We start from the raw sequence: 24306 nt of genomic DNA on the forward strand, positions 1-24306 counted from the left end.
GATAGCCATGCCAAAAAGTGGATTACGTTTTGTTTGCCGGATAGGGGATTTACCCGAAAACACCTTTGCCGTGGCGGATTTTGCCTTGCAGGAAGGACTTTCTGACCTTTTTACCCTGAACCTGACACTGGTTCAGACTCTACCAGCCAATCCCTTTAAGCCGAAACCAGAAATCGATTTAACGGCACTTTTGATGCAGGAAGTGGTATTACAGGTCTTCCACGGTGAAACAGAGCAACGCAAAATCACCGGGATTATTTCCCATGCTGACTGGTGCGGCACCGATGGCAATAAGACCCTGTACACCTTCACCGTACGTCCGTTTCTCTGGCGGCTGACCCTCAATCAGGACAGCCATATTTACCACCGCCAGAGTGTGCCGGATATCATGAAGCTGTTGCTGAAAAAACATAAAGTTCGCGCAGATTCGCAACTGGAAGACGCGCACCAGAGCAGGGAGTACACCACCCAGAAACGGGAATCCGATTATGCGTTTTTCTGCCGGCTGGCCGCGGAAGAAGGTATCAGTTTCTGGTTTGAGGATGAAAAGTTATTTTTCAGTGACAGCCATCTGGGAATGACCGCTAACCTGCCGCTACAATACAACCCACAGCCGGAAACGGCCCACGGTATCGACACCCTTTATCAGGTGCGGCTGGGGGTCGGCATGGCACCGCTGCGCAGTATCCACAAAGATTACACCCCGGCCCACCCGTTTTACGCCCTCTCCCATATGGAAAGCAGCCCGGCGTTGCGGGAATTTGGTGCAACCAGCCCGTATACCATCTATGAAAGCTATGGCCGTTTTCAACGCGATGCGGCGGCAATCCCGTTTGTTAAATATCGCCATGAGGCGTTTGATATCCAGCGTCAAAACGGCAGCGGCAGCAGCAACTGCATCAAACTGATGCCGGGCAAAATCTTCGAAATCGACAATCACCCGCACACGCCATTGAATGCGCGTTGGCAGATTATCACAATTAGTCACCACGGGCGCTGCCCGCAGGCACTGGGAGACAACAGCGGCGGAGGCACCACGCTAAGTAACCAATTCGGCTTTATGGATGGTCTGGCGGACTGGCGCCCGCCTTTCCACTATAAACCGCTGGCTGACGGCGATGAAAGTGCGACGGTGGTGGGGCCGGAAGGGGAGGAAATCTTCGTTAACAAAGACGGCGCGATTAAAGTGCATTTCCACTGGAACCGCTACGACAAGGCCGATGACAGCGCGTCCTGCTGGATTCGGGTGGCTCAGGGCTGGAATGGCAACGGTTTTGGCTTTATGGCTATTCCGCGCATCGGGCAGGAAGTCATTGTCTCTTATCTCAATGGCGATATTGACCGGCCCATTGTCACGGGATGCGTCTACAATGCCGTCAACCGACCACCATTGGATTTACCAGCCGCCAAGACCCGCACCACGTTTAAGACCAAAACCCACAAAGGGGAAGGTTTTAACGAACTGCACTTTGAAGATGCCAAAGGCAGTGAGGAAGTGTTTATTCATGCGCAAAAGGACATGAAAAGCCAGATACTCAATGACGAAACCAGCAATATTGGTCATAACCGCACACACCACATTAAAAATGATGCGCATTTACGCGTGGATAATGAATACCGTGTCCAGGCAAACAATGATATTTCTCTGTCAACCGGGCAAAAGCTCCATATCAAGGCAGACGATGCCCTGCTGACACAAAGTGGCAATGAAATTCACCTCAGCTCAGGTGCAAAAGTGGTGATTGATGCGGGTTCTGAACTGACCATTCAGGCCGCAGGGCATTTCTTGAAAATTGATGCAGGTGGGATCACCAGCAGCGCTGCGGTTAACTTTGGCAGTGGTGCGCCGGGCAATGGCTCAGGCTGGGGCGGAAAATTGCCTGATATGCTGGATAAACTAAAACAAATCAACGCAGCACAGGCTACGGAGGCAATCTTAACATCGCCACCGGAGAAAATTTGTCTCAGTTGCTTAATGAAAGCCGCATTAGGCGGTTCTGCAATGGTCATCAGGGGGCAGTCATGATCTCGATATCACAGGAAGCATGGCAGGAATATCAAAAAATACATCCCGATATGAAAAGGTATGCACTGATTGATGGGCTACAATATGAACGCTTCTTTGATGCGGAGTTGACTTACATTGCAGGACTGAATAACCCGCTGTTTAGGCGATACCCGGATGCAGAAATCGCCTTTGCCGGGCCGTGGTTGTTTGACATAACCCATAACATCGTATCCGTGGAGAAATTTTTAAAACTGGAAAAAACTTTCCCTGCTGTTTCATGGTTATACACCACACTCTCATTGGATGCGCTGACCCGTCATTTCGAACCTTATTTGAATGTTCAATTGGAAAGCGGTGAAACGGCGCTGTTACGTTTTTACGATCCCCGCATTCTGCATCAAATTCGGGATATTTTCAGTCAGGAACAGTTAACCGCATTCACACAACCTATCGATGAATGGAATTATTGGTTAGATGGTCAGTTTTATTCGGTGAAAGGAGCACAATGATGATAAAACTCAGCCAGGAACAGGTGGGCAAATTTATTGATGCCGAAGATGAGGCGTATATCACCAACGTTCGGAAACAGGTTCAGTCGGAACATGCTGAATTAATCGGGGATGAAAGTGAGCACAGCCTGCATAAACGGCTCAAAGCTGCGTATTTGGATTTGATTTCAATGGGGTTTAAAGAGGAAAAATTGATCCGCTCTTACCTCTATTTAGTTGCATTTAATCGCAATTTTCATGATTCGCCTGAAATTAAAAATATGTTGAAAGCGGGTGATAATCCAGAACAACAATATCGTGACTATCTGCTAGCGCTGGATAATTTAATGAAAAGGAGACATTAATATGCCATTACCTTTAGTTCTTGCTGGCCCTGCTATTCTGGCAGCGGCTGAATATACCTTAACTGCACTTGCTGGGATAGCGATTGGTGTTGGTGTGGGAGTAGGTATCAATGAAGCTACAAAAGATAAAGAAAAAACAGACGAAAAAGACAAGGCGGAAGCTCAGACTGATGCCATTAGTACGACAAGAGAAAAGTGTGATAAGTGTCCAGCCATAGGCCAAGTTGCGATGGTTTGGGAAACTACGAAATCGTATTCTGAAATTACTATTGCTTATCAAACAAAAATTGCCGGTACGATGTATAATCCTGAATTAAACTTAATTGAAACATGGCTATGCCAAAGTGTAAATTTTGATGGTTGGAAACCAGGGAAATGTTTATTTCTTGAGGCTAAGGCTAAATATGATCAATTCTTCGAAGATGGTGAGCCTAAGTGGTTTTATGAACACTTTAGGAAAAAACCGACAGATATGACTGGACTTGAAAGTATGATTTCGCAAGCTAGTAGACAAAATGAAGTGTGCACTTCATTAAATAGTATCCCAAAGTCCCATTGGCATTTTTTACAGCCAGTTTCCTATACATATTTTACTGGGGCTTTTTCTTCTTTCGGATTTACTAATATTATAACATTTAACACATTAATGTCTTGATAATTAAATTTAAAAAGGTTTTAAATATGTCATTTATACATCCAAGAATGAAACTGTTTTATGAACTTAGAGAGGAAACAACACCTGAATTAGTGTTATCTGATACGTATCAGATAATGAAAGAAATAAATAAACTTAGCAATAGTTCAAGTGGTTGGCATTTGCCGGGGTATACTTTAAAAGAAATTCAAGAAAATAATGTGTTTAATAAAAATGGATTAACTGATTATGCCATTGAATGGTATAAAAAAGATTTTGATAAGAATATGAAGTCCATAATAAAAACGTTATTTGATACCCCTGGAGATGTGAAGCAAAAAAATACTATTATGTATATGTGCCGAGATGATGTTTATTCAAATCCGAATAGATTAGGAAAAACCAATATATCTATTAGCCTTACTCTTGAAGAAGAAAGATTCAATTTATCAAGATTTATTGACTTTATAAAAAATTTGATTTCGCAGAGATTTTCTCCATTCATCATGACGGATATCAAAGGTTACTCTTTAAAACAAAAGCAAGTTTTTCCAGATAGAATACATGCAGGCTGGATGCTTTATTTACCAATAGAAATAGATTATTCCTTAGTTCCAATGGCAGAAGAAATAATACCCATTACCGATAAAGATGGTAAAAAAGGTTCGTTACTTATTACGACAAAAGAGATTTTTGACATCGGAAACCAAAACCATATCAATAAAGCTAATGATATTGAAATCTGTCTACGGGACTTAGGATTATTACCATTATACTCTGAGGTATAAATATGGTAGGTAAAGCAGTTATCCGATTAAACGATGCAACAGATCATGGTGGTAAAGTCATCACTGCTATTGATAATTATGTTTATCAAGGTATCCCTATTGCAGCTAAAGGTGACTTAGTGACTTGTCCAAAATGTAAAGGGATTTTTCCTATTGTAGAAGGCAGTGATGACTTAAAGCATCAAGGAAAACCCATTGCATTAGACGGTATGCATACAGCATGTGGCGCAAAACTGATTGCCAGCCAGAAAGAATTTCTCGCTTAATGAGGTGACAATTATTTTAGCGGATTTAGGGGGGGCAACACTGACGCGCGGCGCTTGTCTTCTCTGATTTATCTGGCTAATACATTAGCCAGATAAATCAGAGATCCTAAAAAACACTTGCCAGAAAAGATTTTCCCTCACCCATTCCTCATTTTTCTCCTCACTTTTTATTTTCCTCACTGCAAAAACAGGTGAGGAATTGATATTTTTTTATCCTTAAAAATCAATATGTTTTATGCTCCTCACTTTTTCCGTATATATGCGAAAAAAGTGAGGAATTTGGTGAGGCACAAATTTCCTTTCCTCACCGCTCCTCACTTTTTTACTCACTTTTTAATCTTCATTGTTCTGGTTAATGATGGTGAGTTCCTGCCCGTTACGGGCAATCAGTCCGTCTTGCTCTAACTTGGTTAACCAACGGCTGAAATTCTTCACATTCACCCCCATCGCCTTTAAATCATCACGGACAAGGGCAATACTGCAAGGTTCTTTCAAAGCAGTGCGCGACCGAATACACTGCCACAATGCTGTATGGTTATCGGTCTTATTGGAGACATGTCCGATGTCCTCCTCTTCAACCGGATCACGCGGCCTGTCAACCAGAACCAGTGATGTAATATCCTCACCGTCTTTATCGGTAAAGAGTTCAACCACACGCATGTCATAGGCTTTGGTTTCCGGCTCTTCAGCATCTTTCATTTTGGTGCAGGTGATAACCAGCGCACCGCCTTTTTTCCCTTCCCGGCTGATCCGGTATTCAACATCCAGCGCGGCACGAAAGGCACTGGAACCCCTTGCACCCTTGCTTTCATCTTTGCCGGAATGGTGAACAACAAGAATGCTTGCCCCTGTCTTGGCTTTCAGTTCGTCACAGCCCCGAACGAACGCGCCCATATCTTTTGAGTCATTCTCATCCGCACCGCCAAAACAGCGGGCGAGGGTATCCAGAATAATCAGGCGGACAGGCTGGCTTGTTTCAGACTCAACCTGTTGGGCGGCAATAACCAGTTCATGTACTTCGGCAGACGAGGCCGGAAATACCGGCGTATTAATCAGATACATATTTTCAACCGTCTGGCCATTGACGATTTCCCATGCTTTGATGCGCCGTGGTACGCCGATCCCGCCTTCACCGACAACGTACAGCACAGAACCCTGAGCAACCTGTTTTCCCGCCCATGCCTTACCTGTAGCAATATGACAGCCCCATGCTCCTGCCAGAAAACTCTTATATGACCCGCTCGCCCCATAAATGCTGCACAGGGAATGTGCCGGAATAATGCCTTTAACTACATAATCCAATTGAGCATCAAAGCCTTCTGAGCCAACGGATAGGGGTAATTTTGTCTTACGCTTTAGATAAAGCGTTTCTACATTATTGTCATAATTGCGGTTTTCTGTTGCGTGACTGTTCATTGATTTCCCCACTTGATACAAACCCTCACTGAATGCTTGTTTTGCTGCCTCGATACCGTGATTCTGGCGATAATCATCCCAATCGGCTTTGACAGCATCCGGTGGTAACGTGATCCAACCATTAACCGCAAGGGCTGCTTTTTCTGCTGAGATCTTGCCGACATTTATTTTGGGTTTCCCGTTCTTATCCAGCTCGTCGGGGCGATGCCAGTCATTATCTGCTGCAATAATGATTTTTATGTCCGGCCACCGCTCCCGAACGGCTTTGGCGACAGAGAACAAATTACCTGCATCCAGCGCCGCCAGAACAGTGCCTTTATAGAGCTGGTTAACAGTGAGTGCTGTGGCGTAACCTTCGGTAATAATGACCATATCCGGGTGCGCTTCCAGTTCTGACACAGGAATAAATGCGCCTTTCTTCTGGCTGCCGGACAGGAGTTTTTTCTCACCATTGGGTTTGATGATCTGCGCCCCGGTGACTTTTTTATCCAGGGCTGTCAGTGTCAGCACGGTCGAATTATCGAACAGTAGTCGCTGATCAAGGTGTTGCAGACCTTTTGCCGCCAGATAAGGCGATTGCCCGACGACAGTTTGCGCCATCAGTGCCGCCACTCTTTCGGCAATCGACTGTGTGGGATAATGGGTTTCTTTGGCTGGCTTGGGTTCGGGCAAAGGCAATGCTAGTACATTAGCGACCACTTTTGCCGCCTCAGTAACAGAGATCCCTTTGGTTTTTGCCACTAAATCCAGCCCATCACCATAGTTCGGGACGTCACACTGGCGGCAATGCCAGTTGCCATGATGGTGATCATCGATAAAATGGAAACGGTCAGTACCACCGCAAACAGGGCAAGCGCCATGTTTGCCCTTTGCGGGAACATCAATACCACAAGCTGGCAGTAGGTTTTGCCAGGAATACATGGCAGAGGTTTTCACTGTCTGGATCAAGTCAATTGGTTTTTGAGTGCCAGCTGTTTTTTGAACTGTAAATTTAGGGTGAGTTTGGGTATGCTGTGTATCAGCCATCATGTCTACCTTTCCAAATGGTTGTTGGTTAAACGCCTCGCAGTGTTGGTCGCACTTCGGGGCGTTGTGTTTTATAGTTCGTTTCTTTTTATGTCATGTTCTCTTATTCGTTATGCCGCTCGTGATTCTGCAATCCGCTGTGCAATCCAGTTATCAATTTCTGCTTCAATAAAAGCGATGGAGCGCGGGCCAATTTTAACTTGCTGTGGAAATGCGCCGTCACTCATCAGTTTGTAGATCCACGCTTTGCTGTAACCCGTTCTGCGTTGCACTTCCGGCAGACGGATCAGGCTGGTTTTCAATGCTGCCATTGTCATGTTTTATTCTCCTGTTACCGAGTCCCTGAGCGCTCACCGTGGACGTTGTTGGATGACAGGCGGATTATTGAAAAAAATAAGACATAATGAACAGCGTTAACTCTTTTTCTCCCGATGAGAATTAATTGTTAGGTCGCATTATCGGTTTTTCTGGTCGCGTAGCGGTTTGGCGAAGTCATAGGGCGTGATGAATTTTTCCCGGTTTGCGTCCAGATAATCCGCCCACCACTGCATCATCAGTCGCCGTTCATCCAGATGTTTAGACGTGTGGATATACGCTGCCCTGACGCCGTTTCGTTCGATATGGCTGAGCTGGCGCTCGATAGCGTCATCACTCCAAAGGCCTGATTCCCCCATTGCCCCGCGTGCCATTGTGCGGAATCCGTGTCCACATATCTCGATTTTAGTGTCGTAGCCTATGCTGCGTAAAATTCTGTTAACCGTTGCTGCATCTATAACTTTCGTGGAATGGTGAGCGCTGGGGAACATCACATCACCGTTACCGCTCAGTTTGTGCAGGGTTTTGATAAGCCGAACCGTCTGATGGCTTAACGGCACGATGTGATCAGTTTTCATTTTCATGCCGCGCTCTGAGAATCGAACGCCTTTGATGGGTTTTCGTGTGGCAGGAATTTTCCAGACCGCGTTGTCAAGGTCTATTTCCTGCCAGCGGGCAAATCGCAGCTCGCTGGAGCGAACAAATGTTAACAGTGTCAGCTCGACGGCTATCTTGAATATTAAGTGTCCACGGTAGGCGGATAAGCGTCTCAGGAAATCAGGTAAATCTTCGTGGGGCAGAGCCGGGCGATGATGAGATTTTGCAGTAGTCAGTGCTCCAGCCATGTCGTTAGCGGGATTGAATTCCAGAATATCATTCTGGACAGCGTAGCGCATAATTGCAGTGATACGTTGGCATAAACGTTGAGCGGTCTCATGCTTACCTTGTTCATCAATGGCTTTGACTGGAACTAAAAGTTGGCTAGTGCGTAATGTGGTGATATCACATGTGCCAATGTAGGGGAAAATATATTTTTCAAGGCCACGTAGTATTGTCTGACAGTAATTTTCATCCCAGCGCTTATTACTGGCATGCCAAACACGGGCGACTTGTTCAAAGGTGTTCACTTTAGCCGGAGAAGACGTACTTTTTTTCTCTACTTTAGGGTCAATGCCCTGCGCCATCAGCTTTTTAGCTTCATCGCGTTTAGCACGAGCTTCGGCTAATGACACTGCGGGGTAGACACCAAACGCCATCCGGTCTTCTTTTTTATCGGTGGGGCGATGGTACTTCATACGCCAATATTTTGATCCGCGTGACGTGATCTCCAGATAGAGACCACCGCCATCGGCTAGCTTGTAAGTTTTTTCTTTGGGTTTTGCGGTTTCAACCTGTCGGGCGGTGAGTTTCATGATTAGAGCATCTCTGTAATCGAATAATAGTCATCATCAAATGGTAAGTGCCCCAGATTATGCCCCTCGCTGCATATTGATTGCAACAGACTAAACGAGACGTAAAAATAAGAGATCAAACTGATTTTGTTGTAGTTTATAAAAATTATTTTACTTAGCCAGACTTCACTGGAAGTGGAACTAGTTCCTGATGCAGGAAGCGGTACTGCAAATCTTCCACGGTATGCTGGAGCAACGCAAAATCACCGGGATCATTTCCCATGCTGACTGGTGCGGCACCGATGGTAACAAAATCCTGTATACCTTGACGGTGCGCCCGTCCCTCTGGCGACTGACACTCAATCAGGACAGCCATATTTATCACCGGCAAAGTGTGCCGGATATCCTGAAGCTGTTGCTGAAAAAACACCATGTTCGCGCAGATTCAAAATTGGAAGATGCCCATCAAAGCCGGGAATACATCACCCAGAAGCGGGAATCCGATTATGCTTTTTTTTGCCGGTTAGCCGCTGAAGAGGGGATCAGCTTCTGGTTTGAGGATGAAATTCTGTTTTTCAGTGACAGCCATCTGCCTATGGCGGCAGACCTGACACTGACTTACAACGCCCAGCCGGAAACGGCGCACGGAATTGATACGATTTATCAGGTTCGCCTGGGGGTGGGGATGACGCCTCAACGCACCATCAATAAGGATTTCAATCCCGAACGGCCGTTTTACGCGCTCTCCCATCTGGAAAGCCACCCTGATTATCAGGCCTTCGGCACACTGACGCCGTATACAGTTTACGAGAGTTATGGCCGTTTTCAGAAGGATGCCGAAGCCAGACCGTTCGTTAAGTACCGCCATGAAGCCCTGAAAAACCAGATGCAGAGTGGCAACGGGCAAAGTAACTGCATCAAACTGATGCCGGGGCAAATTTTCAACATTGCCGCCCATCCCCATGCCCCGCTGAATACCTGCTGGCAGATTGTCGGGATCAGCCATCAGGGGCGCTGCCCGCAGGCACTGGGGGACAATAGCGGCGAGGGCACCACACTCAGCAATGATTTCAGTTTTATCGATGGCTATGCTGACTGGCGACCGCCGTTTCATTATAAACCCCTGGCAGACGGGGATGAGAGTGCCATCGTGGTCGGGCCGGAAGGGGAAGAAATCTTCGTCAACAAAGACGGCGCGATTAAAGTCCATTTTCACTGGAACCGCTACGACAAAGCCGATGACAGCGCGTCCTGCTGGGTGCGGGTGGCCCAGGGCTGGAATGGCAACGGTTTTGGCTTTATGGCCATCCCGCGCATCGGGCAGGAAGTGATTGTTTCTTACCTTAACGGGGATATTGACCGGCCGATAGTGACCGGCAGTGTCTATAACGCCGTCAACCGCCCGCCACTGGATTTACCCGCCGCGAAGACCCGCACCACGTTTAAAACCAAAACCCACAAAGGGGAAGGCTTCAACGAACTGCGCTTTGAAGATGCGAAAGGCAGCGAGGAAGTGTTTATTCATGCCCAAAAAGACATGAAAACCACTGTGCTCAACAACCGCGAAACCCATGTGCTGGCCAGCCACAGTGAAACCGTCGAAAAAAACCAGACCATCAATGTTTTCGAGCACAAGGAAGAGGACGTCGGGATCACTCATACGCACACGGTCGGCGAATCGTTAGCCATTACGGTCGGCGATGTGATTGAACTGCGTTGCGGCAGCAGCTGTCTGCGGATGGACAAGTTCGGCAATGTCACTATCCAGGGCACTAAATTCCTGTTTGACGCTGCTGATGCCATCCAAATCAGTGCGCAGGACATTGACCTGAACTAAGGAGCCAAACAATGGAATTCAGAAACCTGACCCCGTTTTCTGTCATTAATTACAAAATGCTGGATACCGAAGACGAGGAATATCATGTTGTTGCCATGAAAATCGTCTACCAGCTCCAGCCTGTGGGTTCGGGGCATTACCAGCCTGTACTGGCCGCCCCTTATGGCGAACTGACGGTACAGGATAGCTTTTCCGGCGAAATGAACCGGTCATCGGTTTTGCAGGAAAGTGATTTAGCGCCGCTGAAATTCAAATGTGATGTGATTGTCAATGGTGTCGCCTATGCGCCAGCGGGTGAAGCCTGTGAAAAAATACCTGTCCGGTTACAGGTCACCACGCGTGACGGGCAGGCGCTGATCGATAAAACCCTGCATGTCTGGGGAGAGCGGGAGTTTCAGCGTTCTTCACCAGATGAATGGCAACTGACACCGCCCAAAAAATTCACGACGTTACCGGTGGATTACCGCGATGCCTTTGGCGGGGAATGCAAAGTGTACGAAAAGGATGACGCAGCTGCTTCCGTGCCCGAAGAAATTCGTCTGACCGACACCCAGCGGGAACAGCACCCGGAAAAAGACAATGCCCCCCTTGCCCATGCCACATGGGAATACAATCCGCTGGGGACGGGCTTTATCACCCCGTGGTATGCGAAGGCAAAAGATCTTTCCCGCTACCCGGCACCCCGCATTGAACACCCGGATGCCCCGATAACGGCCGCCCACTTTGCGCAGTGGCTGAATTCGCCGCCGTCCATTACGGAAAAGGTGTGCCAGCCTGCGGGACTGGGGATTATCGGACGCGCCTGGCTGCCCCGCCGCACACTGGCAGGCACCTATGATGAGCAGTGGCTGACAGAACGCCACCCTTATCTTCCCGAGGATTTCAGTTTTCGTTACTGGAATAACGCGCCGGACGACCAGCAAATTGACTTTCCTGCTCCTGATATCCGTATCAGTCTGTTCAACCTGACCCGTGACGGAGAACTGCATGTCCAGTTGCCGGGGCACCGGCCGCTGATCCTGTTGAGGATGCTCAGTGGTGAAATGCTCCCGGAACGGATGTACGCCGATACCCTCATTATCGACAGCGAAGCGCTCACGCTTGCCATGACTTACCGTTACCACATTGAAGCAACATCGCCCCTCCGGGTGATGGAAGCCCGTTTTGAAATGGACCCAAATGCACCGCTGATAAAAATGGCATCACCGGATGACAAAGACGAGAGGGAGATCCATATTTATGGCTGATAATTACCTTGCCCGGACAGGCACCCAGTGGATGGTCATCGGCATTTTACCGGATGTCTGCAAAACCCCGATAGGCTCTTCCACGCCCCCCATTCCTTACCCCGTGATGGCCAAACTGGCAGACAGTTCAGTGCCGGTAAAATCCGTGCGCGCCAATGGCAAACCCGTTGTGGTTTTTGCGCAGTCGTTTGTTCCCCAGACACTGGGCGATGAACCCGGTGTGGCAAATGGCATCAAAAGCGGCACAGTGGGGGGCAAATGCCACCCCAAAGAACAGGAGCATTCAAAAAGTGTGCGGGTCGGCAATAAATTGCTGTTACGTCACGGTGACAAATTCTGGATGAACGGAGCATAAGGACATGGCAAAAATCAAGAAAACCCCGCCTAAACCGGCGAGAGATGAAGCATTATGGAAAAAACGGGCGCATGACGATGCCCCGACCGGTGAGGGTAATACGTTAGGGGAAATTACCGGGCAACCGCCGAAATCGACTGAGGTGCCTAAAGAAGCTAATCCCGTTATCAGGCCGAATACTCAGGGTGAAGAAGGGTTCTGGGGAAAAGTCGGCGATGTGGTAGCCGATGTGGGAACCGGTATCCTGAAAAATCTGGGAAATACGGCCATTGATATTGCTGAAGTTGTGTATAAAGGCCATCAGGCTGATGCTGCGGTGGAGATGAGACTGGAAGCATTAGCACATAAAGCCGCGGGGAATGAAGCAGAAGCGGATCGGTTAACGAATAAGGCTGATGCGCTCATGGAAAACGCGGATCTGGATGAGTACCGATTTAAGCCAGAAGGCGCGGCAGAAGAATTGGGGGATACCCTCGCTGACTTAAACCCCAAAGGGGTATTCAAGCAAGCGGTGAAAGGTATCGCTAAAGGCGGTTCAAAGGCAATGTCGATCATCACTGGCAAGGAAAAGGGAGTTGCACGAAAAAACTCCAGAGCTAAACGACAAGAAACCCGGGCGGCTGAAAGAGACAAAACAACACCTTCCAAAGACCCAGACGAGCTTAAAAAGGAACTGAAAGAAAAACAGCAAAATAAAGGGGGTAAAGTCAAAGGGGTTAAGAAGACTAAGGTGCCGTGTTTTAATCCTTATGACAGCAAGCGATATAAGAGGTTAAAAACGGATAAAGAGCGAAAAGCATTTTTAGATGAGTATTCCGAGCAATTAAGAAGACAGCAGGATGCTATTAATAGCATGTCACCTGAAGAATTCAAAATTGCAAGGGATTCTTATAAGAAAAATAAGCGGAATAGCCAAGCAGCCGGTGCTCAAGAAAACTTTAGAGTAAGTTTAGAAAATGATATATCCGATAATGTCTCTAGGAATTTAGTAAGGAAAGGAATGTCACCTCAAAAAGCTGATGAAATAGCAAAAGAAAAAGCTAAAAACGCTCTTCAAGGATTAGCCGCATTACATGAACCCGATATGGTGGCTGGAGGCTATGGACAATATGCACCTAAAAAAATGGGAGATTCAGGAATTAACAGTGCAATTGGTGGTAGCTGGAAAGGCGGGCGAATAAAATCTCTTGATAATGCAGCGAAAGAGGCAGTTGACAGTGGATTGGGTGACGCTAAGATGAACATTCAACTAGAATTATGCCGAGGTAAGGGGAAAAATAATGCGCGATGATTTCTTTGAATATTTTATTCAAAAATTTGGAGAAGCAACCCAACATAGAGCAGTTCCTGCTGAAGCCATAGAGAAATGGCGAGGAAAGTTACCTGATAGGTTATTACATTATTGGTCAACAGAAGGTTGGAATAGTTATCGAGATGGATTGTTTAGTATAGTCAATCCTGATGATTATGAAGATATTGTTGATATGTGGTTAGAAGATACGCCATTTGAGGAAATGGACTCTTATCATGTTATTGCCAGAAATGCATTTGGAAAACTTCATCTTTGCGGTCAAAAAACAGGCAGGAATTTATCAATATCTAGTATTTTTAATACGATCGTCTATTCTAAAAATGAATTCTACCAAAAAAATAGCCAAGATTTAGATATTGATATTGGGGTTTTATTCTCTAATCAAAATGTAAGTTCATGTGATCTGAGAGGAGAAAGAAAAACAGGCATATTTTCCAAAGCGATAGAAAAATATGGTCCTCTAAATGAAAACGAAATCTTTGGTTTTGAACCTGCTATTGTATTGGGCGGTGAAATTAAACTCGAAAATGTAAGAAAACTGGATATGCATATCCATTTGGATATTCTTCGTCAATTTGCAGATCCAGATATTCAAGAGATTTGATTATTTTCTATTGCTAAAGTGACTGTTTTAACAGTCACTTTATGTATTTATTATGAGTATAAATAATGCGTGATGAAGATTTTGAGTGCTTTATTGAAGATTTGGGAGAGGCGACTCAGCATAGAGCTGTTCCTACTGAAGCAATAGAAAAATGGCAAGGTAGGTTACCTGAAAGACTGCTACACTACTGGAAAACAGAAGGCTGGAATAGTTATCAGGATGGATTATTTAGCATTGTAGATCCCGATGATTACGAAGATATTGTCGATATGTGGTTGGAGGATACACCATTTGAATCAATGGATGCTTATCATGTTATTGCAAGAAGTGGTTTTGGCAAACTCTATCTCTGTGGTGAGCAAACAGGAATTAATTTAACAATATCTTGTATTTTTAATACTATCACTTTTTCTAAAAGAAGAGCATACAAAAAAAATCAACAAGACTTGAATGAAGAAATATCCTCTTTCTTTGGGATAAAGTCTGCCGACAATTTTGACTTAAAAGGCAGTGGAAATACAGGAATATTTCCTAGATTAGTTAAAAAATACGGTCCATTAGATGAAAATGAAATTTTCGGTTTTGAGCCTGCCATTGTATTAGGTGGTGAAATTAAACTCGAAAATGTCAGAAAATTGGATATGCACATCCACCTAGATATTCTTCGTCAATTTGCAGATCCAGATATTCAAGAGATTTGATTATTCTCTATTGCTAAAGTGACTGTTTTAACAGTCACTTTATGTATTTATTATGAGTATAAATAATGCGTGATAATTATTTTAACCATCATTCCGCATCTATATCTGTAATATGCTGATTTTTGATTGTTTATATAAAATTTATACCTTTGTTAATTATTAATTAAAACAATGCATTACGAATGCAGGGCGGAATGTCGATTTTAATAGTTTTATTGAAGACTTCGGGTAAGCCAATACAATTAACGACTACACGCAAATCCTGTCATCGGCCAGCCATTTCGCATCCACCGGTCGGTTTCTGCCCAAAATACCCATTTCGCCTGATGCTCTGCAAAACCTGAGCTGGCGGCCAGATAATCCGTGGAGGTCACATAAAATTCCCTTGCCCAACCATCATAAAGATAAAAATTGCCCCATTCCTCATAGAGCTGTTCCAGCGCATATTTGGAGGCAATCCGGCTGCCGAGTGATTTGCAAAGTTGCTTTGCTTCTGAGTAAAACGCTTTCGTCAGGCCGGAGCGCTCAAACCAGGTGTGAACCGTCAAGGTCAGTTCGACCTGTTGCCCTGTCTCATCAGTACCCGTGAGCCTGACTCCATCAGGATTTTGCTGTACCGTCACCACATCACCCGATACCGTGACTGCGGGCGAATTACTCTGCCAGCTTACCCTACCTGTATTGTCTGCCGTGATAAGACGGAATTTCGCACCACGCCAGAGTACGGAAGGCCCCCGGAGACCAAACGATTTCTGGTTGGCATTGCCGCCCTGGCGGTCAACGGCAACGGTATCAACCAGGCGTAATGGCAGGATAAATTCCACAGAGGAGACGACTGGCTGCTCACCAATTTCAGCAGTAACCGAAGCCTGCCCAGCATGACGACTGACAAGGGTTGCTGTTGCATTTCCCTGACTGTCCGTCCAGTCATCCGCAAAAATCATCTCGCCAAGATTGCCAGACCAATCAACCGCTTTATCCGCTATCCCCTGCCCATGAATATCGGTGACGGTGACAGTAAAAGTCACCCGATCTTCGCCATCCGCCGCAGCACGGGTTTTATTGACCCGAATGGTGGATAACAGCACTTCATCAAAGGTGACAATAGGGGCGGCCACTTTATTACCGCCAACCTGGATCTGCACCTGATGTTCCCCTGCAAATGTACTGCTCAGCTTAACCTGTGCTTGTCCCTGATGGTCAGTTTGTGTCCGTTCTGAAGACAACACACCGTGATCCGTTAGCCAACTCACTGACTGATTTTCCACAGATAGCCCCAGTGAGTCTTTCACCGTGGCGGTCAACACCACGGTATCCTGACCATCACCTTTCGCCCGGACTTTATCCACCGTGATAGCCGGTTTCAGCAAACGCTCAAACGTCACCGGAGAGGCACTAAGTGTTTTTCCCGCCACCGCTGCTTTCACCGTTGCCCTCCCTGCGGTGCGACTGACTAACCGGGCTGTCGCTTCTCCCTGACTGTTTGTCTGCTCTTGCCTGTCCAACAGTTGCCCGTTATCCGCTGACCATTGCACTTGGCTGCTGGCAACGGGGCGATCTGCTGCATCGCGCACGTTCACCGTATAAAGGATGCTGTCCTGCCCATCGGCAATAGCCATTTGCTTGTCAGCCTGAAGCGTATGCGTTAACGAGGCGGTAAAGCTAATCGGAGAGGACATCATCGTTTCACTGCCAACCGCCACCGTCACTTCGGCATTTCCTGATACTTTGCTGGTTAAATCAGCCGTGGCCTGCCCTTTTGCATCAGTCATTAATGAAAATTTGGAGAACTGGCCAAGGCTGGTCTGCCAGCCAACAGCCTGATTGGGTACAGGTTCATCGGCTGCGTTTTTGACAGTAACGGTCAGCGTCGCCATGGCTTTTCCATCCGCCTTAACGCTGTGCTTATCAACAGTAATTTCGGGTATCAGCACTGTATCAAACTGTACTGAAGGTGCAATAACAGCCTCTTCATCCACGGAAACACGTACCGCATGCAGCCCCTGCTGACGACTGCGCAGCACGACCGAGGCCTGCCCCTGCGCATCCGTATGTTGTCGGGTTTGGGACAATTCGCCTTTATCACTTGACCAGATAACGGTCTGATCCGGGACGGGAGCGCCTTCCTGATCGGTGACAAGGACGGTATAGATCACACTGTCATGACCATCGGCTTTGGCCTGCGTTTTATTTGCTGTCACCTGTAATTGTTTTTCGGTCGGCAAACTCACCATCATGATTTCTGCCCGGCTGGAGCGATTACCCCGGCTGTCGATGGCGATCCCCGAAAGCCGGACGGGGTTTTTCGTGGTTTTCTGCAACCGTAACGTCACTTTATCTGGTTGCTGATAAAGTATTTTTCCGCCTGCCTGCTGCAATTCAGCCGTATCCAGCTCTAAACGTGCCAGCGGATATTTGGACTGGATAACGGGAACAAAGGTCACTTCCTTGCTTTCATACCCATTAATGGATGCGGGGAAAGCCAGTGTTATCAACGTCTGTTTCTGATAATCCAGCACCATATCGCTGCGCCGGTTCACAAAATCCAGCTGACTGGCTCTCAGGCTGCGCAGTGGCGCGACCGCGTTTGGATCAAGCTGTTGGCTTAATGGAACACCCAACCGATAATTGAGGTTCAGGGTAAAGCGATTCTCGCTGGCACCGTGTTTACCCTGCCGAAAATCGGCACCCAGTGTCACTAACGGCACGGGCGTGTAAGTCAGCCCTGCGGTGACGCTGTACGGGTTTTTCTGGCGTTCGGATTCACCGAATAACGCGACCTGCTGCCCGTCATAGTGCTCAAACTGCAATTGCCCGCCCCAGTGAGGAAACGCAGGTAAATATGCTTCGGCCTGAATATCCCAGCCGTTTGCCGGTCTTGCATCGAAATCTGTAAGCCGGGAGGGCTTCCAATGGGATAAACGCTGATAAAAGTTGGCAGACAATTTGACGTTATCATGCCAGGCTTCTAACCCAAGACTATACCGGTGATGCTGCTCCGGCCACAACGCATCCCAGAAGACATTGGCCCCCCATAACCAGTTATCGGCTAAATAGCGATAGCCAAATCCAAGTGTAGTTGTTGTCTGACCGTGGTGGGTTTTTACCCCGAACTGACTGAATGCCGTACCCGAAGCTACGTTATACCAGGGTAACAGCCAGTCAAATGCAACGTCTTTTAACGAAAAATGGCTGTCGAAAGGGAGTGCGAGGCGGGCATTGCCATATTGGTTCAACCACTGTGTCAGTGTTGATGTGACCGCAGACGATAACTGCTGGGCAGCCATTGTTTTTGCCGCTTCGTTGGGTGACTGCGATTGAGTCAGTTGTCCCCATTGGGTGGTGATTTCGGCCAGGGTGTGCTCATGCTGATCCGAGTTCGGAACTTCCGGCGTGGCCTGACCGAGAAAACTGAGTGACAGGCTTAACAAACCAATAATCGAATATTTTACCCTGCTGAACCGACGGGACTGGATTTTTTGTACCACGGATTGTGACCCTTTTCATTAATGCTGAAAGGGGTAACATGCAGAAAAAGCGCGTTAAATACTGTGGTTAATTCTTTTTCTGATCGAGAAAATTATCTGCTCGTTATAAAATAATTTCACTAAATTATTTATCAGAGATATCGGCAATGTTGTCATCATTCACGAATACGTTAGATCGCATCTTAAATACCCCCATAACTTCAGACGCAGAAGCGGAACAATATACGCCTGAACAACTCCTTTCATGGGCACAAGGCTGTATGCTTGAAGGATTACCTGATGACTTTAATGAAGCATACGTAGAATGCCTGCAACAACAGCATCCTGATGGGAAAAGGGAAGTCAAGATAACACATCAGTTTAAACTTAATGCCGATTCCGCCTATGAAACCTTTACTCCCGCAGATGATCTCTACCCTACACAGTGCATAGAAATGGTTCTGGCAGGAAAGGACTGGAAGAAAGCTAAGCTGACATTTAACCCAAGAAAGGCAACATTTTCCTGGGAATAAGTTTCTCATAGAGCCTGTCGTGTATTTTGTGGAAATACACGACAGGCTCATCCGAGACTTTTAACCACACAATCAAACCCGTAACCCCCGCGCAATATCCATTTTTCTGGCCACCAATATCGCCGCCTCCAGCTCACTGCACTGGTGCTCGCGCATTAACGCCCGTCGTTCCGCTTTTTCTTCTTTTTCCGTCATCCCCAGCGCCAGATACAGGCTCGGTGGCACCACCCGAAACAGCGCTTCGATTTTTTTTCGCCAGCACCACACCTTCGGTATAACAGCGCGGGAGTTTACTGGCAGAGAGTAGTACCGCTTTTTGTTCTTCGTTCAGTTTCTTGAACCGGGCGATTTGCTCGACTTCATCCGGCGGCATGGTCAGGCACAGCCACCATTCCGCCATATTCAGCATCTTTTCAGCCGTGTCTGGGTAGTCGGCGAGGTTTTGCGTTGCGAGCCACAACCAGGCACCCAGTTTACGCCACATTTTCACGACCTTGGTCATATAGGGGGAGAGCAGCGGGTTGGTGGTGGTGATATGCCCTTCGTCTATCACCAGTTGCAGTTCCCTGTCCTGATACTGGTCGCGTTCGGCCAGATTATTCACGGTGTTAATCAGTGACACCATCGCCAGTGCCATTTGTGCCGAATAGTTTTCACGCGCCAGTGTACCCAAATCAATCAAGGTGACATCCACTTCCGGCCACGGCGTGCCGGGACGGTTAAACAGTTCCCCTTCAAAACCCTGGGTAAACATCGACATGGCACCGGCCATTTCATCTGCCCGTGCCCGGCGATGTGCCGTGATCAAGGGCTGGCCATGCTCATCCTGCTGGTGATTGCGGGCGATGGCATACAGGGCATTCTGTAAGTCAGAGGCCAGCATCTGGCGTCCCTCAGCAAAGCTGGTGTGGGCTGCCATCATAATGGCTTCACGAATTAATCCCCGATCCGAACGGGTCAGGCGCTCTTCCTCTTTTTTCTCACCGCCGGTGATCATCAGCCGGGCGGCAATTTCCATCTCGCCCAGAATATCGCGCTGCTCATCACCTTCATCCTGCGATTCATCCGTATCCGGAATATCGGCTTCATGAATACGCCATTGTTGGGGGCTGAGTTGCAGCAACTGATGGGCATCGGCAAACAGCGCCAGACTGACACCACAGCCCGGTTTGATACCGATTTTATTGACGGTCAGCCCCAGGCTGGCATAGTAATCGGCCAGTAAACCAAAGCTGTTCCCCGCTTCGACAATAAACAAACGTGGTCGGTGGATAGCCATCAGTTGCACCAGGGAAGCACACAGGGTGGCGGATTTACCTGCCCCGGTCGGGCCAAACAATAGCAAATGCGCATTTTGGGTGCGATCCTGTTTATTCATCGGATCGAAGGTCAGCGGCGCACCACCGCGATTAAAGAAGCTGAACCCCGGATGCCCGGTGCCGGTTGAACGGCCTGTCACCGGCAATAGTCCCGCCAGATGTTGTACCCAGGTCAGGCGACTATACCAGTGTTTCTTATCCTTCTGCGGGTTAAAACACATTGGCAGGGCGCGTAAATAGGCATTCAGCGGGGACACACTGAATTCCGGTCGCACCGGTTGTAATCCGGTGCTCAGCAGGGTTGACGATAACTGATGCACCCGCTGGTTCAGATCAGTGACATCGTTGCCGCGCACCAGAAAGGCCAGCGCACTGCGATACAGTTTATGCCGCCGTCCCAGTAAGGTTTTGACCTCCTGCACATCCTGCCGGACACGTGCCGATTCGGTATTTTCCCCCACCGCATTTTTTGCCAGCCGGGTAAAGCTCTCTTCCAGTGTATCCTGTGCCTGCGCCACGATGGTCAAAGAAACCACGGTGCCTGCCGGCATCATATCCATCAGCGCATTGATATTATCCCCCCGTTTCACTTCGCCCGTCAGCGTGCCCGGCTCAGGCGGTCGGCGCAGGCGTTCAACCGGCACCGCTTTATGCGGCAGGCCATCAAACCACCAGAGTCCGTTTTCGGGATCAGATACCGGTGGGGTAAACCACAGGCTTTCGGCAAAGTCATTATGGATCGGAAGTTCGAGCTGCATGGGCGTTTCATAACTCACCGTATGGTAAAAATCGGCTTTGGCCATGCTCCAGTCCGGGGCTGGGTTAAAATGACGCAGCAGCCAGTGGTGAATTTGGCTACCATTTTGTCGAACGGTAGCAATGCCCGCCGATGCCAGTGAGGAAACCAGCCGCTCGCAGACCTGATTAAGTGCCGCCACCGGGGATACGGTTTGATGGTGTGTCTGCGATTTGTGAGCCGGCAGCCAGCGGTAAACCACCATGCGGGTCTGGCGCTGCTGCCCCCGCCACGGTTGCCCGGTAATTAAGCTGTCATAAAATATCCCCTCAGGCTGAGCAATGCTGTTCAGATGGCGCTCAGATTCAGCCAGGAAAGCGGCTGTAAAGAGCGTATCTTTTGCCCAGGGTTTTACATAGTCCAGTAACGTATTGAGGTAACCGGATGGATCATCTTCATCCTGACAAAAAAACTGCACCACCCAGGGGGAGATATCGTCTTCTTCCAGACTGTCCTGGATCGCATCCTCCAGTTGGTCCCGAATTTCAATCAACCGTTCACTCGGGCGCCCTTCGGTGGCCACCGGTTCGATGCGATAGACCGCACCCACGGAAACCCCGTCATCCAGCAACAGGCACTGCCCGTCTTCCAGATATTCCACCCAGGGCAGGTAGTCAATGATGGAGGGACTGGCCCGGTAAATTGCGGCTTCATCGGCTTCACGCAGTTGGCCGGGGCGATGCAGTGCCTTGGGATTTTTCATTACAGTACCTCCGTGCGTTCACCCGGCAGGGCGTATTGCACCTGCTGATAAAACGGGAACACGGTGCTGTAGCCGGGTATCGGCGTATTGCCTGCCGCCAGATGTGGGAAGACATACATCACCATATCGGGATTGGGGAGACGGGGAAACTGCTGACTGATTTCCTGCGCAGCCGAACGGCTGTAATGGTAATGCTCTTCCAAAGCCCGGCGGCGTTCGGTTCCGGTCAACATTCTGCGCAATGCGGCTCTGGCCTGCACGGCAGTGTGGCCGGCTTTATTGCCCTGCCACATCGCCAGCACCGTCTGCCCGCCGGCAGGCAGCAGCGTGTCTTTCGAGGTTGAACAACCGGCCATCAGCCCTGACAGACACAGCACGACAACGGCGTTTATTTTTCGCATCGCTGAACCTCCGTAATGCCAATCGCGGTCAAGGTGGCAAACTCAGGATGGACGGCCAGCTCCGATACCGTAAACGGCAGGCGCTCCCACTGTTCAGGCTCAGTCTCGTTGTTGCCTGCCACCATGGATTGCCACTGTTTGTCTGACAGGCGCAAGACCGTAAAATCACCGTCACCCAGCTGTTGACACGCATTGCCGATGGCAAGACAGAGCCGGGACGCTTTTTGATGGACAGGCCGCCAGCAGAGCTGAACCGGTACAGGCTCAGCGTGTGGGGGTCTGCTGACTTGCAGGCAATAGGGCTGGCTGGCACTGAACAGCCATTGAAAGACAGGCTTTTCCATTAATCTAGGGCTTCCTGAGTATCATGTTGAACGGGTTCACTAAAGTCGTAACGCACCTTACGGCCTTTCGTTTCGTAATCCATCGCCAGACTTTGGGTGATATGCACCACAACACCGGCACCGGGCGGCACGTAGACCGCATCAAACGTCTGGCTGTAACGTTGTTTGAGCCATTCGGTGATGTCATTCATGCCACCGGCCATGGCTTTTCCTAATGCAGCCTGTCCGGCGTTGCCCGTTAAAGCGGAAGTGATGCCGCCAGCGCCGTTGGTCTGGGCGGTTCGCTGACTCTCGTTCAGGGCATCGCCGGCCGAATTCATGGCTGACAGGGCAAACAACGTCGGCAGATAGGTGCTGGCGTTGGATTTACGCTCACCGCTGATACAGGGAATGCCGTTTTCATCAGATAACCAGCCGATACCCTGCTGGTTCTGCCCTGTGCCCGGCAGGGTGCGCACGGTGCCATCCTGAAACACAAAGGTGATGGAATTGACCTGCCCGCGTACACAGGAAAGAGTCCAGTCACCACTGGCCGAACCGGACACCACCGCCCCTTCCACCTCCGGCAGTTCGATGCCGTTGGCGGTCAGGTTGTCTTTACCAATCAGAACTTTGAACGGGTAAGGGTCGGTTACGGTGCCATTGACAGGCACCCGGCCTAATAACGCGGTCATCGCCTGACTGCCGACCAGCGTGGCATTTTCCGGCAAGGTATAGACCGGGGTTTCGTTCTTTTCCTTCAGCGCGGACTCATTCTGCACTTTTTGTCCCGCTGTCGGTTGTTCACTTAAAAAAAGAAGTGGGATATTGCGGTGTCGATTGACCATTCCCCATCGCCTGCAACGCTGTCGGTTTTTCATCCGCCGGATTGACCCAGATAAATTCATCCTGCCCACTGACTGGGTGGGCGGCATACGGACTGCTCAATGCGTTTTGGCTTTCCGGTACAGACAAAGGTGCTGAATTTAACCGCTCAGTGAGCAAATCAAGTTGTGCCAGCACACTTTGCTGCTCATCCTGCAACGTGCGCTGACGCTGTTCATCCTCCTGACGGATAGCGGCAACCGCCGCATCGATTTGGCCGGCAACATCCTGATTCTGATTTTTTAACTGACCATTTTCTTTCAAAATATCGGTATTCTGCTGGCTCAGGCGTTTTTGCTCAGCCCGGACATGGTTAAGCGTGCCGATCAGTGTGCGCAATGTGTCTTCCGGTGTATCGCCACCCACCCCCAGCGCCTGTAACTCTTCCGGTGACAGCGTGGCCAGCACATTATTCGCCGTCGTGTTGGGCGCGGCACCTTCCGTTGAGCTGCAACTTTTGATGCCGATAAACCCACCAATAACCAGCACTGTCGGCACCAGTATTTTCACCAGGCTGTTGGATTTAATCTGCATCGCGGCCTCCCGGTTTCACCGATGCCGGCTCAGGGATAAAGGTATTATCCAGCGGTACTTTTGTGACGAGGTACAATACCGTCGTATCTTCCGGCGACCCCGTTTCACCCAGCCAACGATGCTGGAACGTGGCGGCCACAAACTGCCCCTGTAATCTTCGCGGGTCGAGGGTGATAGTGTGTTTGGCCGTATTGCGCAGTTTCAGCGCGATGACCGTGTGAGGGTGTAATCGCCAGCCTGCCAGCGGAGAGATGGCTATCGGCTCTGACGGGTAGAGTGTGGTGATAAACTCAGGTAAATGCAGATTCACCAGCTGGATGCCTGTCACCGGCTCGACGGTACGCAACGGGGCATACAGTTGCTGCGCGGCATAACGGGTTAAGGCGACCGGAACGGGCGCCAATAATTGGGCGTTGGCCTGCTGTTGTGATTTTTCAGTCGGAAGGGGGTGTTTTTCAGCCGGGTAAACAATACGCACGGGTTCCGTTGCGCCCGTTTTACTGGCGGTGATATCCAGTAAAACGATTTCGCCGTTTTCACTGTCCTGCAATTGGAACTAGTTCCACTTCCAGTGAAGTCTGGCTAAGTAAAA

The 24306-nt window shown here is 48.7% G+C and carries 19 protein-coding genes and 3 pseudogenes; 13 read left to right on the top strand and 9 right to left on the bottom strand.

Annotated features, from left to right (window positions below; translation table 11 throughout):
• Positions 1 to 7 precede the first annotated feature (7 nt).
• From PXH59_RS19085 to PXH59_RS19110, 6 genes are read left to right on the top strand one after another with little or no spacing between them, the layout of a single operon-like run.
• Positions 8 to 2026, top strand: coding sequence for a type VI secretion system Vgr family protein (locus PXH59_RS19085; RefSeq protein ID WP_285809737.1), 2019 nt, complete (start codon positions 8 to 10; stop codon positions 2024 to 2026).
• A complete protein-coding gene (locus tag PXH59_RS19090) occupies positions 2023 to 2517 on the top strand; it encodes a DUF4123 domain-containing protein (RefSeq protein WP_285809738.1) in 495 nt (164 codons plus the stop codon). The genes PXH59_RS19085 and PXH59_RS19090 overlap by 4 nt, the downstream gene beginning before the upstream one ends.
• The gene (locus PXH59_RS19095) at positions 2514 to 2861 is read left to right on the top strand and encodes a hypothetical protein (RefSeq protein WP_285809739.1); all 348 of its coding nucleotides are present in this window, start codon (positions 2514 to 2516) and stop codon (positions 2859 to 2861) included. The genes PXH59_RS19090 and PXH59_RS19095 overlap by 4 nt, the downstream gene beginning before the upstream one ends.
• A 1-nt stretch (position 2862) precedes the next feature.
• Entirely contained in the window at positions 2863 to 3516 is a 654-nt protein-coding gene (locus PXH59_RS19100; RefSeq protein ID WP_285809741.1) for a restriction endonuclease fold toxin 5 domain-containing protein, read from the top strand.
• A 26-nt stretch (positions 3517 to 3542) separates the two neighbouring features.
• Entirely contained in the window at positions 3543 to 4283 is a 741-nt protein-coding gene (locus PXH59_RS19105; RefSeq protein ID WP_285809743.1) for an immunity 52 family protein, read from the top strand.
• A gap of 2 nt (positions 4284 to 4285) precedes the next feature.
• Positions 4286 to 4549 carry a PAAR domain-containing protein gene (locus tag PXH59_RS19110; RefSeq protein ID WP_285809744.1) on the top strand — a complete coding sequence of 88 codons (264 nt, stop codon included), beginning with the start codon at positions 4286 to 4288 and terminating at the stop codon, positions 4547 to 4549.
• A 333-nt stretch (positions 4550 to 4882) separates the two neighbouring features.
• Here PXH59_RS19110 and PXH59_RS19115 read toward each other — a convergent pair whose 3' ends face one another.
• The 3 genes from PXH59_RS19115 to PXH59_RS19125 all read right to left on the bottom strand — a co-directional run bounded on the left by PXH59_RS19115 (position 4883) and on the right by PXH59_RS19125 (position 8718).
• A complete protein-coding gene (locus PXH59_RS19115; RefSeq protein WP_285809746.1) occupies positions 4883 to 6991 on the bottom strand; it encodes an AAA family ATPase in 2109 nt (702 codons plus the stop codon).
• 110 nt (positions 6992 to 7101) lie between these two features.
• The gene (locus PXH59_RS19120; RefSeq protein ID WP_285809747.1) at positions 7102 to 7308 is read right to left on the bottom strand and encodes a helix-turn-helix transcriptional regulator; all 207 of its coding nucleotides are present in this window, start codon (positions 7306 to 7308) and stop codon (positions 7102 to 7104) included.
• A gap of 138 nt (positions 7309 to 7446) precedes the next feature.
• A complete protein-coding gene (locus tag PXH59_RS19125; RefSeq protein ID WP_285809749.1) occupies positions 7447 to 8718 on the bottom strand; it encodes a tyrosine-type recombinase/integrase in 1272 nt (423 codons plus the stop codon).
• A gap of 223 nt (positions 8719 to 8941) precedes the next feature.
• Between PXH59_RS19125 and tssI the strand changes: the two genes are divergently transcribed.
• From tssI to PXH59_RS19155, 6 genes are all read left to right on the top strand, one after another.
• Positions 8942 to 10534, top strand: a complete 1593-nt coding sequence (tssI, locus tag PXH59_RS19130) for a type VI secretion system tip protein TssI/VgrG (protein WP_352232144.1) — start codon at positions 8942 to 8944, stop codon at positions 10532 to 10534.
• Positions 10535 to 10545: 11 nt separating this feature from the next.
• Positions 10546 to 11781 (top strand): DUF2169 family type VI secretion system accessory protein, encoded by a 1236-nt coding sequence (locus PXH59_RS19135; RefSeq protein WP_285809751.1) that lies wholly within the window; start codon positions 10546 to 10548, stop codon positions 11779 to 11781.
• The gene (locus tag PXH59_RS19140) at positions 11774 to 12136 is read left to right on the top strand and encodes a DUF4150 domain-containing protein (protein WP_285809752.1); all 363 of its coding nucleotides are present in this window, start codon (positions 11774 to 11776) and stop codon (positions 12134 to 12136) included. Before PXH59_RS19135 ends, PXH59_RS19140 begins: the two co-directional genes overlap by 8 nt.
• A gap of 4 nt (positions 12137 to 12140) precedes the next feature.
• Positions 12141 to 13427 (top strand): polymorphic toxin type 15 domain-containing protein, encoded by a 1287-nt coding sequence (locus PXH59_RS19145; protein ID WP_285809753.1) that lies wholly within the window; start codon positions 12141 to 12143, stop codon positions 13425 to 13427.
• Positions 13417 to 14052 (top strand): GAD-like domain-containing protein, encoded by a 636-nt coding sequence (locus PXH59_RS19150; RefSeq protein WP_285809754.1) that lies wholly within the window; start codon positions 13417 to 13419, stop codon positions 14050 to 14052. The genes PXH59_RS19145 and PXH59_RS19150 overlap by 11 nt, the downstream gene beginning before the upstream one ends.
• Before the next feature lie 65 nt (positions 14053 to 14117).
• A complete protein-coding gene (locus PXH59_RS19155) occupies positions 14118 to 14753 on the top strand; it encodes a GAD-like domain-containing protein (RefSeq protein ID WP_285809755.1) in 636 nt (211 codons plus the stop codon).
• A gap of 242 nt (positions 14754 to 14995) precedes the next feature.
• On the opposite strand, the gene PXH59_RS19160 is transcribed toward PXH59_RS19155, so the two are convergent.
• Complete coding sequence (locus PXH59_RS19160) at positions 14996 to 18241, bottom strand: Ig-like domain-containing protein (protein WP_285809757.1); 3246 nt, start codon at positions 18239 to 18241, stop codon at positions 14996 to 14998.
• Positions 18242 to 18387: 146 nt separating this feature from the next.
• Between PXH59_RS19160 and PXH59_RS19165 the strand changes: the two genes are divergently transcribed.
• Positions 18388 to 18753: a hypothetical protein gene (locus tag PXH59_RS19165; RefSeq protein WP_285809758.1), complete on the top strand. Its 366-nt coding sequence runs from the start codon at positions 18388 to 18390 to the stop codon at positions 18751 to 18753.
• 72 nt (positions 18754 to 18825) lie between these two features.
• Here the strand turns inward: PXH59_RS19165 and PXH59_RS19170 are convergent.
• From PXH59_RS19170 to PXH59_RS19190, 5 genes and pseudogenes are all read right to left on the bottom strand, one after another.
• Positions 18826 to 21571 (bottom strand): annotated as a pseudogene (locus PXH59_RS19170) (conjugative transfer ATPase).
• Positions 21571 to 21972, bottom strand: coding sequence for a TIGR03751 family conjugal transfer lipoprotein (locus tag PXH59_RS19175; RefSeq protein WP_285809759.1), 402 nt, complete (start codon positions 21970 to 21972; stop codon positions 21571 to 21573). Before PXH59_RS19175 ends, PXH59_RS19170 begins: the two are co-directional and overlap by 1 nt.
• Positions 21960 to 22316: a hypothetical protein gene (locus PXH59_RS19180; protein ID WP_285809760.1), complete on the bottom strand. Its 357-nt coding sequence runs from the start codon at positions 22314 to 22316 to the stop codon at positions 21960 to 21962. The genes PXH59_RS19175 and PXH59_RS19180 overlap by 13 nt, the downstream gene beginning before the upstream one ends.
• Positions 22316 to 23714, bottom strand: a pseudogene (locus PXH59_RS19185) (TIGR03752 family integrating conjugative element protein). The gene PXH59_RS19180 and the pseudogene PXH59_RS19185 overlap by 1 nt, the downstream one beginning before the upstream one ends.
• Positions 23704 to 24267, bottom strand: a pseudogene (locus PXH59_RS19190) (TIGR03749 family integrating conjugative element protein); the annotation flags it as partial. The pseudogenes PXH59_RS19185 and PXH59_RS19190, both read right to left, overlap by 11 nt.
• Positions 24268 to 24306 lie beyond the last annotated feature (39 nt).

The sequence above is a fragment of the Xenorhabdus bakwenae genome (assembly GCF_030272115.1).
GTDB lineage: Bacteria > Pseudomonadota > Gammaproteobacteria > Enterobacterales > Enterobacteriaceae > Xenorhabdus > Xenorhabdus bakwenae.

Bases quoted from the DNA above. Each gene is read 5' to 3' on its own strand.
- tssI (WP_352232144.1), top strand. From the start codon at position 8,942: ATGCTGGAGCAACGCAAAATCACCGGGATCATTTCCCATGCTGACTGG.
- PXH59_RS19155 (WP_285809755.1), top strand. From the start codon at position 14,118: ATGCGTGATGAAGATTTTGAGTGCTTTATTGAAGATTTGGGAGAGGCG.
- PXH59_RS19095 (WP_285809739.1), top strand. From the start codon at position 2,514: ATGATGATAAAACTCAGCCAGGAACAGGTGGGCAAATTTATTGATGCC.
- PXH59_RS19120 (WP_285809747.1), bottom strand. From the start codon at position 7,308: ATGACAATGGCAGCATTGAAAACCAGCCTGATCCGTCTGCCGGAAGTG.
- PXH59_RS19165 (WP_285809758.1), top strand. From the start codon at position 18,388: ATGTTGTCATCATTCACGAATACGTTAGATCGCATCTTAAATACCCCC.
- PXH59_RS19175 (WP_285809759.1), bottom strand. From the start codon at position 21,972: ATGCGAAAAATAAACGCCGTTGTCGTGCTGTGTCTGTCAGGGCTGATG.
- PXH59_RS19150 (WP_285809754.1), top strand. From the start codon at position 13,417: ATGCGCGATGATTTCTTTGAATATTTTATTCAAAAATTTGGAGAAGCA.
- PXH59_RS19135 (WP_285809751.1), top strand. From the start codon at position 10,546: ATGGAATTCAGAAACCTGACCCCGTTTTCTGTCATTAATTACAAAATG.
- PXH59_RS19110 (WP_285809744.1), top strand. From the start codon at position 4,286: ATGGTAGGTAAAGCAGTTATCCGATTAAACGATGCAACAGATCATGGT.
- PXH59_RS19100 (WP_285809741.1), top strand. From the start codon at position 2,863: ATGCCATTACCTTTAGTTCTTGCTGGCCCTGCTATTCTGGCAGCGGCT.
- PXH59_RS19145 (WP_285809753.1), top strand. From the start codon at position 12,141: ATGGCAAAAATCAAGAAAACCCCGCCTAAACCGGCGAGAGATGAAGCA.
- PXH59_RS19125 (WP_285809749.1), bottom strand. From the start codon at position 8,718: ATGAAACTCACCGCCCGACAGGTTGAAACCGCAAAACCCAAAGAAAAA.
- PXH59_RS19090 (WP_285809738.1), top strand. From the start codon at position 2,023: ATGATCTCGATATCACAGGAAGCATGGCAGGAATATCAAAAAATACAT.
- PXH59_RS19140 (WP_285809752.1), top strand. From the start codon at position 11,774: ATGGCTGATAATTACCTTGCCCGGACAGGCACCCAGTGGATGGTCATC.
- PXH59_RS19105 (WP_285809743.1), top strand. From the start codon at position 3,543: ATGTCATTTATACATCCAAGAATGAAACTGTTTTATGAACTTAGAGAG.
- PXH59_RS19085 (WP_285809737.1), top strand. From the start codon at position 8: ATGCCAAAAAGTGGATTACGTTTTGTTTGCCGGATAGGGGATTTACCC.
- PXH59_RS19115 (WP_285809746.1), bottom strand. From the start codon at position 6,991: ATGGCTGATACACAGCATACCCAAACTCACCCTAAATTTACAGTTCAA.
- PXH59_RS19180 (WP_285809760.1), bottom strand. From the start codon at position 22,316: ATGGAAAAGCCTGTCTTTCAATGGCTGTTCAGTGCCAGCCAGCCCTAT.